A 14114-nucleotide genomic window follows, 5' to 3' on the forward strand; every position below is an offset into this window, starting at 1 on the left:
CTCTGCGCCTTCTCCCCCACCAACCGCCCGCCCCCCGCAGCGCCCGCCCCCGGGCCTAGGAGGTTATTGAGTTGAGAGACCGGCTGCTGTTCGTTTTCCACATGTGTGATGAGGCTCACGCCGGCGGGTGCTTCCTTGAGATCAGTGGCACCGCCACTGGCCGTGACGAAGGCGGTATCCAATTCCAACGGTGTCGGCTTGGACGCTTCACCGGCTTCGCCAGCTTGTGCCAACGGGCCAAGCAGGCCAACGCCAGCACTCAATAGAAGGGAGTTGAACACGCAGGAGCTGAGTTTCATTACACGCAATCCTTGTCGAACCAATGCACCTTAACGGTGCGCTAAGGGAGAGAGGGATCGAAGTGTAATACTAATGATTATCATTTAGACATTAAAAAGTTACAGAACTGACATATTCAGCCGCGTCTGAATCGAGCTCCTACGCGCGTGTCGCGCGGTGTCATTGTTCAGTCCACCTCCTCGTAGGGCAGCCCCACGTAGTTCTCGGCGATGCTCAACTGGCCCGCAGGGGAATGGAGGAAATACTCACGGTCGGCCTGTTGCATCTTGTGGGCCCAGGCGTCCTGGTGCTCGCCAAAATCGTGCAGCAAATGGGTCATGAACCAGCTGAACCGTTCTCCTTTCCAGACCCGGCGCAGGGCCAGTTCCGAATATCTGGACAGCAGCTCCAAGCGCCCTTGTCGATAGACCTTGAGCAGGATCCGGTATAGGTAGTGCACATCGGACGCCGCCAGGTTCAGGCCCTTGGCCCCGGTGGGCGGGACGATATGGGCTGCATCTCCCACCAGGAACAACTTGCCATGCTGCATCGGCTCCACCACATAGCTGCGCAAGGGCGCAATGCTCTTTTCCAGCGCTGGGCCGGTCACCAGGCGCTGAGCCAGGTCAGCAGGCAAGCGCACCTTGAGTTCCTCCCAGAAACGCCGGTCAGACCAATCCTCGAGCTTGTCGCCCAATGGCACTTGCAGGTAGTAACGACTGCGGGTCAGGGAACGCTGACTACACAGCACGAAACCCCGGTCGTGCTGTGCATAGACCAGCTCAGGGTTGACCGGCGGAGTATCGGCCAGCAGCCCCAACCAGCCAAAGGGATACTCACGCGCATAGTGTGTGAGTGATTCCTGGGGAATGCTTTGCCGGGCCACGCCATGGAAGCCGTCGCACCCGGCGATGTAGTCACAGTCGATCCGCAATGACCCACCGCCCTGCTCACAAGTGATGTAAGGCCGCTCGCCTCGCAGATCATGCAGTTGCACCTGGCTTACCGAATAGAGCGTCACGGCACCGCAGGCTGCTCGGGCTTGCATCAGGTCGCGGGTGACTTCGGTCTGGCCATAGACCATCACGGTCTTGCCAGCGGTCAACGCCTTGAGGTCGATGCGCACCCGTCGAGCGCCCAGCAGCAGCTCCACGCCTTCGTGGACCAGCCCGTCGGCTTCCATGCGCCGGGCCACACCGGCTTCGCGCAACAGGTCCACCGTGCCTTGTTCCAGCACCCCGGCACGGATGCGTCCCAATACGTATTCCGGGGTCTGGCGTTCGAGAATCACCGTATCGATGCCAGCCTGGTGCAGCAATTGGCCCAACAGCAAACCGGACGGGCCGGCACCGATAATCGCAACCTGAGTCTTCATTGTCGTCGTCTCGCAGGGCATTCCCAGTGCGCCATGGGGCCTGGCGCGGAATTTATGGTTTTTGTTCTCAACCTGCATTTTTGCCGATGAAATCTGCAAAAAATGATGATAAACCCATTATTTAATGCACTTTTACAAACTGCGTTCGATTATCGAGCATGTTGTCGATCCGTCTCGAAGGTAGCCCAGCCATGAAAGCCAGTCTCTCCAGCATCCCGGTCTTCAAGCTCTACGGCGAGAACCAGGCCTGGCCGACCCCGGACCTGCTGCACTGCGAATCCATCCCCGAACGCAGCAGCCTGCACCACTGGGAGATCAAGCCCCATCGCCACGCAGACCTCTACCAGTTGCTGTATCTGCAACGAGGCCAGGCCTGGCTGGAAATCGAAGGACAACAGCGGGAAGTGCGAGAAGCCGCGATCCAGGTGATACCGCCACTGGTGGTCCATGGCTTCAGGTTTTCCGCCGATATCCAGGGTTATGTGCTGACCCTGGCGGTGCCGCTGGTCGCCCACCTGGAAACGCAACTGGGCGCACCGTCGACAGTGCTGGCCAGCTCCGGCTGCTACCCGGTCGGGCGCGAGCGACGCAGCCTCGACACGCTGTTCAAACACCTGCAGCACGAATATGAAGGCAGCGCCTCGGCCCGAGACCTGCTGCTGCATTCGCTGGTCAACGTATTGATGATCTGGATCGCCCGCCGTGGCCAGCAAAACGTCGCCCCCAGCAACCGCAGCGAACGCCGCCAGCAATGGCTGGGGCAATTCATCAAACTGGTGGAACAGCACTATCGGGAACACCCGACGGTGGAATCCCTGGCCCATCGCATCGGCCTGTCCAGCGTGCACCTCAACACCCTGTGCCGGGAACTGGCCGGACAGACCGCGCTACAGATCATCCACCAGCGCCTGATGCTGGAGGCCAAGCGCAGCCTGGTGTACAGCAACATCGGTATCAGCCAGCTAGCGGATCAGCTGGGTTTCAGCGATCCCACCTACTTCTCGCGGTTCTTCAAGCGTCTTGGCGGCCAGTCGCCCAACGCCTTCCGGCAAGATTGCAGCCGCCAACGCCAGGACCATCGCTAGGCGCGCAAACACAACGCCCGGGCATGGCCCGCGCGTGTTCGACAGCCTTTGGCCTCAGGCCTTGCGCGTCCTGGGCAGGAAGATCGCCAATACACCGAACAGCGGCAGGAACGAGCACAGGAAATACACATGCTCGATACCGTGCAGGTCCGCCAGGTGCCCCAGCAGTGCGGCGCCGATCCCGCCAAAACCGAACATCAGGCCGAAGAATATCCCGGCGATCATGCCCACCTTGCCTGGTACCAGTTCCTGGGCGTAGACCACGATGGCCGAGAACGCCGAGGCCAGGATGAAGCCGATCACCACGCTCAGTACGCTGGTCCAGAACAGGTCGACATGGGGCAGCAACAGGGTGAACGGCGCCACTCCGAGGATCGAGAACCAGATCACCGCCTTGCGCCCGATCTTGTCGCCGATGGGACCGCCAAAGAAGGTCCCCGCCGCCACCGCTCCCAGGAACAGGAACAAGTGCAACTGCGAGCTAGCCACCGACAGTTCGAACTTCTCGATCAGGTAGAAGGTGAAGTAGCTGGTGAAGCTGGCCATGTAGAAATACTTGGAGAACACCAGCAGCCCCAGTACCACCAACGCGCTGATCACTCGTTCCCTGGACAGCCCGTGGACCGCGGCCTGGCCCTGCTTGAGCTGGTACAGGCGCAAGTGGTTGGCGTACCAGCGACTGATGGCATACAGCACCACCAGGGCGAAGAGCGCGAACAGGCCGAACCAGGCCACGTTGCCCTGGCCATAGGGAATGATGATCGCCGCTGCCAGCAGTGGGCCGAACGCGGTGCCAGCATTGCCGCCCACCTGGAAGCTCGATTGCGCCAGGCCATAGCGACCGCCAGACGCCAGCCGCGCCACTCGGGAAGCCTCCGGGTGGAAGGTCGAGGAGCCGATGCCGATCAACCCCGAAGCCAGCAGGATCAAGCCGAAGCTGCCCACCTGGGACATCATCAGGATGCCGACCAGGGTGCAGATCATTCCCGCCGGTAACAGGAACGGCTGGGGCCGACGGTCGGTGTAGTAGCCCACCCAGGGCTGCAGCAACGATGCCGTGAGCTGGAAGGTCAGGGTGATCAGGCCGACCTGGGTAAACGTCAGGCCATAGTTGGCCTTGAGCATCGGGTAGATCGCCGGCATCACCGCCTGGATCAGGTCGTTGATCAGGTGCGCCAGGGCCACCGCGCCAATGATGCGCAGGACCAGCGGGCTGCCTTGGGAAGCGGGAGAAGCCGTCGTTGCGACAGGCTGGGCATTGCTGATAGCCATAGGATTGTTTCCGTACAACGGGTGGATGCACAGGGGCAGGTGCGTCAATGTGCCACTTTTGCCGGCACTCAGGCCATCCCCTTAGCTTGCTAACGACCTGTTTCGCTCGCAATGCATCGCTGCATCTCGAGCCGCCAGTTGCGACTGGGCGATAGCAGCAAAGCGGAGATTTTGATAAGCGGTTGATAGCGTGGATATTTTTTTTAAAAAAACGCTTGACGCATGTTCGTTCTGAGCGAATAATGCGCGCCACTTGGCTACATAGCTCAGTTGGTTAGAGCATAGCATTCATAATGCTGGGGTCCGGGGTTCAAGTCCCTGTGTAGCCACCAAGTACCGAAAAACGGCTTACCGCAAGGTAGGCCGTTTTTTTATGTCCGCGAAAAAGTACCCGGGATTACGCCTCATTGATCCACAATCGCGACACCCGCATTGAGCGCCGGTGCTGCCTGGGATAGAACACCCGGGCAGTGTTCGTGAGAGCTGCGCAATCCTCACTTCTAGGGCTCGACCATGACAATAAAAACCACAGGGACTTCCCTCGCCCACTGGCTGTTCTCGCTTCTGGCCATGACCTGTGCCCCGGCCTTCGCCGACCAGGCCAGCGCGCCATCTTCCAACCTGCTGACCGCCGCCGTGGCCTGGCGACAGACCGCCGCCGAGTTCCAGGCGCTGTACTACCAGGGCTTCAACGTGGCCAGGATGCAACTGGACCAGGCCCTGCAACAACGCAAGGCCGGCGACCGCCCGCTGGCGATCATCAGCGATATCGACGACACCGTGCTCAGCAGCAACAGCTACTGGGGCTACCTGATCAACTCGGACAAGGAATTCTTCGACGCCGCCGCCTGGGACCAGTGGGTTGCCGACAACGGCCCGGTCGCCACCCCGGGGGCCGTGGACTTCCTCAAGTACGCCCAGTCCAAGGGCGTCGAAGTGTTCTACGTCACCAGCCGCGACCAGGGCGAGAAGACCTACGAATACGCCCTGGCCAACCTGCGCCACAACCAGCTGCCGTTCGCCGACGAGCAGCACCTGACGGTATATCGCGACAGCTCCAACAAGGAACCGCGCCAGCAGGAGATCGCCAAGGACCACAACGTGGTGGTGATGCTCGGCGATAACCTCAACGACTTCAAACGCAAGTACTACGTGGCCGACGTCCAGCAGCGCAGCCAGCTGATGAACGAAGACCGCGAGCAGTTCGGGCGCAAGTTCATCCTCTTCCCCAACCCCACCGACGGCCATTGGCTGAAGGCAATCTTCGGCGATTCCGAACCACCGGCCAGCGCGGAGAACCGGGCGCGCTTCAAGGCCGCGGCCGCCGCGAACGCCTGGCAGGAAAAGACCGCCCAGCCTTAGTCTCGCCGAACGACCTACACCATGGCTCGCCCGGGCCATGGTGCTTCCCTCGCCCCAACCACCGACCTTTCAATCGGTCATGGGCAAAGAGCGCTCCACCAGGGCAACCCACAAGGCAACACCCGGCTCTATGACCTGGTCGTTGAAATCGTAATAAGGGTTATGCAGCACCTGCGAAGGCGCTTCGCCGTCCACTCCCAACCATAGGTAGGCACCGGGGCAGGCATCGAGCAGGTAGGCAAAATCCTCGGAAGCCATCGATGGCCGACAGCCCCAGACAACTTGCTGCTCCCCCAGCGCCGCAATAGCCGCCTGACGCATCAGGTGTGCATGCTCCGGATGGTTTTCGGTCACTGGATAACCGCGCTCATAGCGAAGCTCTCCACCTACACCGAACACACTCGGCAGTTGCTCGACGAAGTCGCGGATCAGGGTCTGGACGCGTTCACGTACCGACGGCTGCAAACAGCGCACCGTCCCCTTGAGTTGGGCGGTGCTGGCAATGACATTGATCGCCTCGCCAGCGTTGAACTGAGTGACGCTGATCACTGCCGAGTCCAGCGGCGACAGCCGCCGGGCCGGGATGCTCTGCAAGGCCACCACCAGCTCAGCACCCGCCAGGATGGGATCGGCACCGCGCTCGGGCATCGCCGCATGGCAACCCTGGCCAACCAGGCGGATCTCGAAGGTATCCATGGAGGCCATCATCGGTCCCGGGTTGATTGCCACAGTGCCGGCAGGCAGTCCCGGCCAGTTGTGCAGACCGTAGATCGCCTCCATTGGGAAGAGCTGGAACAGGCCATCGTCGATCATTCGCCTGGCTCCCCCCAATCCCTCCTCCGCAGGTTGGAAGACAAAATGCACAGTACCGTTGAATCGTCGGGTCCGAGCTAGCTGGAAGGCGGCCGCGAGTAAGATGGCAGTATGGCCATCATGGCCACAGGCATGCATGCAACCGGGATGCGCCGATCGATGGGCCGGAGTGCCAAGCTCCTGGATCGGCAACGCATCCATGTCCGCGCGAATGCCGATGCTCGGACCCTGGCCATTGCGCAAGATGCCTACTACCCCGGTGCCGCCCAGGCCCCGATGGACATCGATACCGAACTCCTGCAACAGCCCGGCGACCTTGTCCGCCGTACGTACTTCCTGGAAGCCAAGTTCGGGAGCGGCATGCAGGGCCCGGCGCCACAGCGTGGCCCGCTCGATCAAGGATGGCGCGATCGTCATGGGCCTCACTCCAGGCTCGCGCCATAGCCAAAACTGGCGGCGGGCTTGGCAGCGGTTTCCACCCAGACGCTTTTCACTTCGCTGTACTCGCGCAATGCCTCGAGCCCCGAGGAGCGACCGTAACCGCTATCGCCATACCCCCCGAAAGGCGAGCTGACGTGGATGGTCTTGTAGCCATTGATCCAGAAAGTACCGGCCCGCACCTGCCGGGCCACTCGATGGGCCCGACCGACATCCCGGGTCCAGATCGCCCCCGCCAGTCCGAAACGACTGTCGTTGGCGATGCGAATCGCCTCATCCTCATCTTCAAAAGCAATGGCCACCACCACCGGGCCGAAGATTTCCTCCTGAGCGCAATGCAAGTGGTTGGCCCCTGCCAGCACCGTGGGATTGACATAGTAGCCGCCCTTGCCGGGGACCGACTCAGTATCGCCTCCCAGCACCCTGGCCCCCTCCTTGAGCGCACCTTCGAGCATGTTCTGTACATGGACGTACTGCCTGGCGTTATTGATCGGGCCGACCTGAGTTTGTGGATCTGCCGGATCACCGACCTTGAACTGCTTCGCTGCCTCGGCCAGGGCCGCGGTGAACTTGTCGTAGATAGAGGCCTGCACCAAAAGACGCGAACCGGATACGCAACTCTGTCCAGCTCCTGAGAAGATCGCCGCCTGGGCGCCACGCAAGGCCACTTCCAGATCGGCATCGGCAAAAACAATATTGGCCGACTTGCCACCCAGTTCCAGCACCGCCGGGATGCAGCGCTGGGCCGCTGCCACGGCCACATGCCTGCCCGTGGCAGGCGAGCCGACGAACACCACCTTGCGGATATCCGCTCTGGCGATGATCTCCTGGCCGATGCTGTGTCCATATCCAGCCACCACATTGACCAGGCCCTTGGGAGCTCCGGCCCGCTCGATCAACACCGCCAGCGCCAACGAGCTGGGCACCGTGAGCTCCGATGGCTTGAGGATGACCGCGTTACCGGCGGTGATGGCTGGGGCGATCTGCCAACCGGCAGTGAAGATCGGAGCGTTCCATGGGGTAATCTGCAGCACCGTGCCCAAAGGCTCATGGGTTACATAGTTCAGATGCGAGGTGGGCACCGGGATCACTTCGCCATGTAGCTTGTCCGCCCAACCGGCGTAGTACTCGAACATCTCGGCGACCTTCGCCACTTCCACCCGGGCATCGCGAATCGGCTTGCTGGCGCTGATCGACTCAATCTGTGCCAGTTGTTCGGCCTGCTCACGCACCAATGCACCCACCCGGTGGAGAGTCTGCCCACGGGCCTGAGCGGTCAAGGCCCACCAGTGGGACCGGGCTTGCCTGGCCGCCTGGTCCAACAGGCCCACCAGGCTCGCGTCGGCGTCAGGAAAACTCAGCAACGGGCTGGCGTCATGGGCATTGCGTACCTCCACCGGTACACCCTGTCCCTCGACGAACTCGCCCCCCACATAACTGGCCACCACACTGCGATCGCCCCAATACGGGCGCATCAGTTCCACTAGCTGCTGGACACTCATCGATCATTCCCCACGGCCATAGAATTGGGCATCGGTGCGCTGCACGATGGCGCAAAAATCCTCCTGGTCAGCCAAGGTCTCGCTGCTGGCCTGCCATAACTGCGCCACGCTGCGCGACAGCGGTAAATCGAGATCCAGCCTGTCCATCAGGGCAGTGGCCAGACCGACATCCTTACGCATCAAGCCGATGCTGAAACCCGAGTCGTAGGCCTTGCTCAGCACCCAGTTGGGAAACATCGCCTGTGAGGCAGCGCTACGTCCGGAACCGGCATTGATGCCTTCCAGAAGTTTCCCAGCCGCGACCCCGGCGCTGGCGGCCATGGCTACGGCTTCGGCAGTGGTGATCAGGTGGGCGGCGCACAACAGATTGTTGGCGATCTTGGCAATGTTGCCGGCCCCCGACTTGCCCACATGCACCCGTACTTCACTGATGCCTTCGAGTACCGGCATGGCCCGGGCCAAGTCATCGTCCTCGGCACCGATCACCATGACCAGGGTGCCCGTCGCGGCTCCCTTGGGGCCTCCCGAGACTGGCGCGTCGATAAAGGCAATACCCAGGGTGCCGAGAATCCGGGCGACGTTGCGGCTGGCCTCAGGTGTCGATGTGGTGGTGTCGATGACCACCAGCCCTTCACCACCGCACTCCAAGATACCGCCCGGACCCAGGCACACCGCCTCAACGTGCTCTGCCTTGGGAAGAGACAAGATCAGCACATCGGACTGCTTGATCAGTTGATCGAGCCCGGCCACCGGCTTGACGCCTCGGCCAGACGCCTGCTCGAGCGCGACCGGGGAAAGGTCGAAACCACTGACATCGAAACCTTTGCCGGCCAGGGTCGCGGCCATGCCGCTCCCCATATGGCCCAGGCCGATCACTCCCACTTTCGAGGACATATGCTGTATCTCGCTTAAAGGGTTTGGACGAATTCGAGAATGACGTTGCCCGCCGCCTGTGGCTGGACCACCACCCGCTCCGGCAGATCGACATGGGCAACCCCATTGCGCCCCAGGATCGAGCGCACATCGTCGAGGCTGCGGGTGCCCACTCGCAGGGCGATGGCATGAGGGCGCTCCTGGACCACCTTGGGTAGAGCGATGCCGGGATATGCCTGGATGGCTGTAGCGCTATCCATCGCCCGCAAGATCCCGCAGCGGGTATCGGCCTCCAACACCGCGCCGTTGTAGCGCACTGCATCGCCATACAAGGCTTTCCAGCGCGCCAGCAGCACCTCCGGCTCGGCTAGGTAGGTGACGGCCAGGATGCCCTCGACCCCGTTAGGATGCCGCTGCCAGTCCTTGACCCAGATCAGCTCGGGACGATGCTGGTGGCAAATGAAATTCGAAGCGTCGGGTAACTGTGGGTCGATGAACAGCGCCAGGGACACCACAGCCTCATCGTCGCGACCATCGGGCAAGGTCATGCTGCGCCGAAAATCGATGCGTCCCTGGCTAGGCAGGCCGGCCACCACCAATCGAGCATGGTCGTCATCGGCGTTCTTGCTGTGCAAGGCCACCAGCGATATACCCTCCTCGCCACGATCCAGGAACTGCCCCAACTGCCGGCCGAAGCAAAAGCCATTGACCGAATGGGTGCCGAACTTGGCAGGATCATCGATCCCGATCAGCTCGATGAAATTGCCGGGAAACATCACCAGCGAGGTGACGCTACCCCAGGGGTGGTAGCTGACCGGCGAAGGCACGAAGCCCATCTTGCGATACTGCTCCAATGCCCCTGCATGATCGCGGACCGTAACCAGCGGATGATCGATGCCTAGGGGATATTGATCGACAGCTGCCATGTTGGGCTCTCCTCTGCTAGCGGTTAGTCGTTGTTTTTTGTGGTCAGGGTCGCTAGGGCCGAGGGCGCCAACCCCACTTGGCGGGCAGGCGAGCCCGCAACCACGGTGCCCGGAGCCACGGCCTGCAACACCACGGAATTGGCGGCGACGATGGCCCCGGCGCCCACCTCGATATTGCCCAGCACGCTGGCCCCGGCGCAGATCAATGCGCCACGGCGGATCTTCGGATGGCGCTCACCCTGTTCGTTGAGGGTGCTGCCCAGGGTCACTCCGTGCCACAAGCCGACATGGTCCTCGACCACTGCGGTCTGGCCAATGACCAGGCCGATACCGTGGTCCACGAACAATGACTGCCCCAGCCGCGCAGCCGGGTGGATGTCGATACTCCAGGCATTGGCCGCCCAGTTCTGTAGCAGCACTGCGCTTTGCTCATCACCTGCGCTCCACAAGGCATGGGCGATACGGTAGGCCTGGACGGCCTGGATACCCCGAAAGCTCAGGAACGCCGTGAGCTGATCCGGGCATGCAGGATTGACCCGCACCGTGTGTTCAATATCGGCAGCGGCACCCTCGGCAATGGCCGGTACTGCACGGATCAACGACGCGAACCATTGTTCCAGCCCGGGACCGCCTTGATGCAACAGGCCGTGGGCGAGGTTGGAAGCCAAGGCTTCTTCGAATGATGAGTGCGAGTGCACACGCTGCTCGATGTAGCCACGGATGGTCGGGTTGCGCTCGCCTAACTGACGAGCCTGCTCACATAACCGCTGCCAAAGAGAATTCATTGCCTGCTCCTGTTCCGGTTGGGCCGAGTATGGACACCTCGTAAAACTGGCAGCAATATTCAAAAATTCTTAATTTCGTTGCGATAAATGCAACACAGGAAACCTATGAGCCTGATACAAGACCGCCGCATTCTCTATTTCTTCGAAGCCGTGCGTCTGGGCAGCGTACGAGCTGCCGCCGATGCCCTGGACGTCGCGCCTTCAGCGGTGAGCCGGCACATTGCCCAGCTGGAACAGGAACTCAGTGCTCCATTGATGGAACGGCATCGGCGCGGTGTGAAGCCCACGGAAGCCGGTGAACGGGTACTGGATTACTGCCGCCAGCGCCTGGCCCAGCAGGAAGTTCTGCTCGACTCTCTCCAGGCCCTGCGCGGCTTGCAGAGCGGTTCGGTGGTGCTATCGGTGGGCGAAGGATTCATCGACGGACTCAGCGCTTCGCTGACGCGCTTTTCCACGCTCTATCCCAAGATCGACCTGCAAGTGCATGTATGCGGCGGCAACGAAGTGATTCGCCAGGTGGTGGAGGACGAATCCCATATCGGCTTGGTCTTCAACCCGGCAGCCGACCCGAAGATTCGCCCCCATGTACGCCGTCGGCAGCCGCTGCGGGTGGTAGTGGCCCAGGACCATCCGCTGGCCGGCGAGAAGGGCCCGGTAACCTTGCGCGGCCTGGACCGTCATCGCCTGGCCTTGCCCGGCGTCTCGTTCGGTATCCGGCAGATCCTGAGCCTGGCCGAGCACCAACTTGGGATCAGCCTGGCGCCCACCCTGACCTGTAACAACATCGCCATGCTCAAGCGCTTCGCCATGCAAGGTGGCGTCACTTTACTGCCGTCCTTCGTCGTGGAGGATGAACTGCGCAAGGCCGAGTTGGTGGCCCTGCCCTTGCACGGAGAAGTATTCAGCAATCCGGAAGCGCAATTGATCACCCGGCTCGGACGTCAGCTCAGCGTCGGTGCCAATCGTCTGTTGAGCATGCTGTTGCAGGACATGAGTGCCTTCAAGGAATGACTCATAGGTTTGACAGCGACATGTTGCTAAAAAAGCAACGAAAAATGAAATTACTGATATTGATCCACTTTTTCTTCCCCTCCCATACTGCGCCCGAACGTCTCCGGAACCAGCAACGATTCGCCGGGCATGAGGTTCGACAGGCCCACACCAGACCATAACAACCTGTCGAATGCCCCGCAGTGGATTCCCGGACAACCTGAAAACAAGTCCAATAACAGGGGTTGCACATGACTGATTCAGCGAAAACAGGTCTGCATCGAGACCTCAAGGAACGACATATCCGCTTGATCGGGCTAGGCACCTGCATCGGTGTCGGCTTGTTCCTGGGCTCCTCGGCGGCGATCAAGTTGGCGGGGCCGGCAGTCATGCTGGCGTACCTGATCGCCGGCCTGTTCATCTACGTCGTGATGCGCGCATTGGGTGAAATGTGCGTCCATAACCCGGTAGCTGGTTCGTTCAGCCGCTACGCCCACGACTACCTGGGGCCGATGGCCGGCTTCATCAGCGGCTGGAACTACTGGTTCTTGTGGATCGTGACCTGCCTGGCGGAAGTCACCGCCGTCGCCATCTACATGGGGCTATGGTTTCCCGAAGTCGCGCCCTGGATCTGGGCCATGTCCTCGCTGCTGCTGATGGTGGCGATCAACCTGCTGTCGGTGAAGACCTTCGGCGAATTCGAATTCTGGTTCTCACTGATCAAGGTGACCACCATCGTCGGCCTGATCATCGCCGGGCTGGGAATGATCCTGTGCGGCCTGGGCCATGGCGGCCAGCCGATCGGTATCTCCAACCTGTGGGCCCATGGCGGCTTCATGCCCAACGGCGTACTGGGGGTGCTGATGGCCTTCCAGATGGTCACCTTCGCCTACGGTGGCATCGAAATCATCGGCCTCACTGCCGGCGAGGCGAAAAACCCACGAGTCACCATTCCCCAAGCTATCCGTTCGGTACCTTGGCGGATCCTGCTGTTCTACGTGGGTGCGATCTTCGTGATCCTGTCCATCTACCCCTGGAACGCCGATGGCCAGGGAAGCCCCTTCGTCAGCACCTTCGAGGCCCTGGGCATCAAGTCCGCAGCGGGGCTGATCAATTTCGTGGTGATCACCGCAGCGTTATCATCCTGCAACGGCGGCATCTACAGCACCGGGCGCATGCTGCTAAATCTTACCGACCAGCACCAGGCGCCGCGCTTCTTCGGCAAAACCACGCCCCAGGGCGTGCCCCGCCGTGCACTCATGCTCAGCCTGCTGATCATGTTCATCGGCGTACTGCTCAATTACCTGGCACCGGCCAAGGTATTCATCTGGCTCACGGCGGTGGCCGCCACTGGCAACATCACCACCTGGATCCTGATCCTGCTGGCGCAGATCCGCTTTCGCCGCGCAGTCAGTCAGGAACAGCTCGCTGCCGGCGGCTTCCCCATGCCCGGCTGGCCATTGACCAGCTACGCCGCATTGACCTTCATGCTGCTGGTACTGGGGATCATGGCTTACGTGGAAGACACTCGCCTTGGTGTGATCGCCGGTGCGCTGTGGCTCTTCTACCTGGCAGCGGTGTATTGGACGGTCTACCGCAAGAAAGCCGTTCTGTTGAGCCAGTCGGTGCAATGACCGCCATCCAATGCCCAGATTGTTGACCAACCAGCTCAAAGCAGCAGATAACGGCTTGCCTAGCGGCAAGCCGCTTCTGTCGCCGAATAAAAATATCCCGTCATGTCACGCCCGTCTCTTCTTGCATATTGAATAGCCCCACACGCTGGGATAAAAACGTCGGCTCTCCGCCCTCCCCAAAACCAGTACTGGCGATGCATAGAAAGCAGATACCTTCACCCCTGCATACCCAACGCCTGGTCCTGCGCAGCGCAGATCAAGACCAAGCCCCGGCCCTGCAGCGTTACCTCCTGGATAACCGCGAGCACCTCGCGCCCTGGGAGCCGCTGCGCGACGAGGAGTACTTCCAGCTTGCGGCGGTGGCCCAGCGGCTAGGGGACATGGCAGGCAAAGTCGCCACGCAAGAGGCCCGGCACTGGTTGCTGTTCGATCGCGACGAGCAGCACGTACTGGGGGCCTGCAACTTCACCAACATCGTGCGAGGTGCGTTCCAGGCCTGCCACCTGGGTTTTGCCCTGGCTCGACACGCCCAGGGCCGAGGCCTGATGCACGAAGCCCTGCAAGCGGCCATTGGCCATGCCTTCGATGAACTGCAACTGCATCGGATCATGGCCAACCACCGCCCCGAGAACCTGCGCAGCGCCCAACTGCTTGCGCGCCTGGGCTTCGAACAAGAAGGCCGGGCCCGCGCCTACCTGAAGATCAACGGTGAATGGGCCGACCATGTGCTGACCGCGTTGATCAACCCTCGACCGATGTAAGTCGGCCATCCATCAACAG

At 61.3% G+C, this 14114-nt stretch carries 12 protein-coding genes, 1 tRNA gene and 1 pseudogene; 6 read left to right on the forward strand and 8 right to left on the reverse strand.

The window, feature by feature from the left end; all coding sequences use genetic code 11:
* Together ACK6AU_RS22995 and pobA are read right to left on the reverse strand one after the other, a co-directional pair.
* Positions 1-299, reverse strand: a pseudogene (locus ACK6AU_RS22995) (TonB-dependent receptor); the annotation flags it as partial.
* A 167-nt stretch (positions 300-466) separates the two neighbouring features.
* On the reverse strand, positions 467-1654 hold the full coding sequence (pobA, locus tag ACK6AU_RS23000; protein WP_409301574.1) for a 4-hydroxybenzoate 3-monooxygenase: 1188 nt from the start codon (positions 1652-1654) through the stop codon (positions 467-469).
* Positions 1655-1845: 191 nt separating this feature from the next.
* Here pobA and ACK6AU_RS23005 point away from each other — a divergent pair, with 191 nt between their 5' ends.
* Positions 1846-2739 (forward strand): helix-turn-helix domain-containing protein, encoded by an 894-nt coding sequence (locus ACK6AU_RS23005; RefSeq protein ID WP_185700371.1) that lies wholly within the window; start codon positions 1846-1848, stop codon positions 2737-2739.
* Positions 2740-2793: 54 nt separating this feature from the next.
* On the opposite strand, the gene ACK6AU_RS23010 is transcribed toward ACK6AU_RS23005, so the two are convergent.
* Positions 2794-4011, reverse strand: coding sequence for an MFS transporter (locus tag ACK6AU_RS23010; protein ID WP_409301577.1), 1218 nt, complete (start codon positions 4009-4011; stop codon positions 2794-2796).
* Between the two features lie 255 nt (positions 4012-4266).
* On the opposite strand from ACK6AU_RS23010, the gene ACK6AU_RS23015 reads away from it, so the two are divergent.
* A tRNA-Met gene (locus ACK6AU_RS23015) sits at positions 4267-4343 on the forward strand.
* 181 nt (positions 4344-4524) lie between these two features.
* The gene (locus tag ACK6AU_RS23020; RefSeq protein WP_409301579.1) at positions 4525-5373 is read left to right on the forward strand and encodes a 5'-nucleotidase, lipoprotein e(P4) family; all 849 of its coding nucleotides are present in this window, start codon (positions 4525-4527) and stop codon (positions 5371-5373) included.
* A 69-nt stretch (positions 5374-5442) separates the two neighbouring features.
* Here the strand turns inward: ACK6AU_RS23020 and ACK6AU_RS23025 are convergent, their stop codons facing one another.
* The 5 genes from ACK6AU_RS23025 to epsC are packed head-to-tail and all read right to left on the reverse strand — an operon-like array spanning position 5443 to position 10710.
* The gene (locus ACK6AU_RS23025; protein WP_409301581.1) at positions 5443-6603 is read right to left on the reverse strand and encodes a M20 aminoacylase family protein; all 1161 of its coding nucleotides are present in this window, start codon (positions 6601-6603) and stop codon (positions 5443-5445) included.
* A 5-nt stretch (positions 6604-6608) separates the two neighbouring features.
* Complete coding sequence (locus ACK6AU_RS23030) at positions 6609-8126, reverse strand: aldehyde dehydrogenase family protein (protein ID WP_409301583.1); 1518 nt, start codon at positions 8124-8126, stop codon at positions 6609-6611.
* Between the two features lie 3 nt (positions 8127-8129).
* Positions 8130-9020 (reverse strand): NAD(P)-dependent oxidoreductase, encoded by an 891-nt coding sequence (locus ACK6AU_RS23035; RefSeq protein WP_409301585.1) that lies wholly within the window; start codon positions 9018-9020, stop codon positions 8130-8132.
* 14 nt (positions 9021-9034) lie between these two features.
* Complete coding sequence (locus ACK6AU_RS23040) at positions 9035-9925, reverse strand: VOC family protein (protein ID WP_409301587.1); 891 nt, start codon at positions 9923-9925, stop codon at positions 9035-9037.
* A 23-nt stretch (positions 9926-9948) separates the two neighbouring features.
* Complete coding sequence (gene epsC, locus ACK6AU_RS23045; RefSeq protein WP_409301589.1) at positions 9949-10710, reverse strand: serine O-acetyltransferase EpsC; 762 nt, start codon at positions 10708-10710, stop codon at positions 9949-9951.
* A gap of 105 nt (positions 10711-10815) precedes the next feature.
* Here epsC and ACK6AU_RS23050 point away from each other — a divergent pair, with 105 nt between their 5' ends.
* From ACK6AU_RS23050 to rimJ, 3 genes are all read left to right on the forward strand, one after another.
* Positions 10816-11721, forward strand: a complete 906-nt coding sequence (locus ACK6AU_RS23050) for a LysR family transcriptional regulator (protein ID WP_409301591.1) — start codon at positions 10816-10818, stop codon at positions 11719-11721.
* A gap of 230 nt (positions 11722-11951) precedes the next feature.
* Positions 11952-13334: an amino acid permease gene (locus ACK6AU_RS23055; RefSeq protein ID WP_409301593.1), complete on the forward strand. Its 1383-nt coding sequence runs from the start codon at positions 11952-11954 to the stop codon at positions 13332-13334.
* Between the two features lie 194 nt (positions 13335-13528).
* Entirely contained in the window at positions 13529-14095 is a 567-nt protein-coding gene (gene rimJ, locus ACK6AU_RS23060) for a ribosomal protein S5-alanine N-acetyltransferase (RefSeq protein ID WP_409301595.1), read from the forward strand.
* The last annotated feature ends 19 nt before the right edge of the window (positions 14096-14114 follow it).

The organism is Pseudomonas sp. KCJK8993 (genome assembly GCF_046230915.1).
GTDB lineage: Bacteria > Pseudomonadota > Gammaproteobacteria > Pseudomonadales > Pseudomonadaceae > Aquipseudomonas > Aquipseudomonas piscis.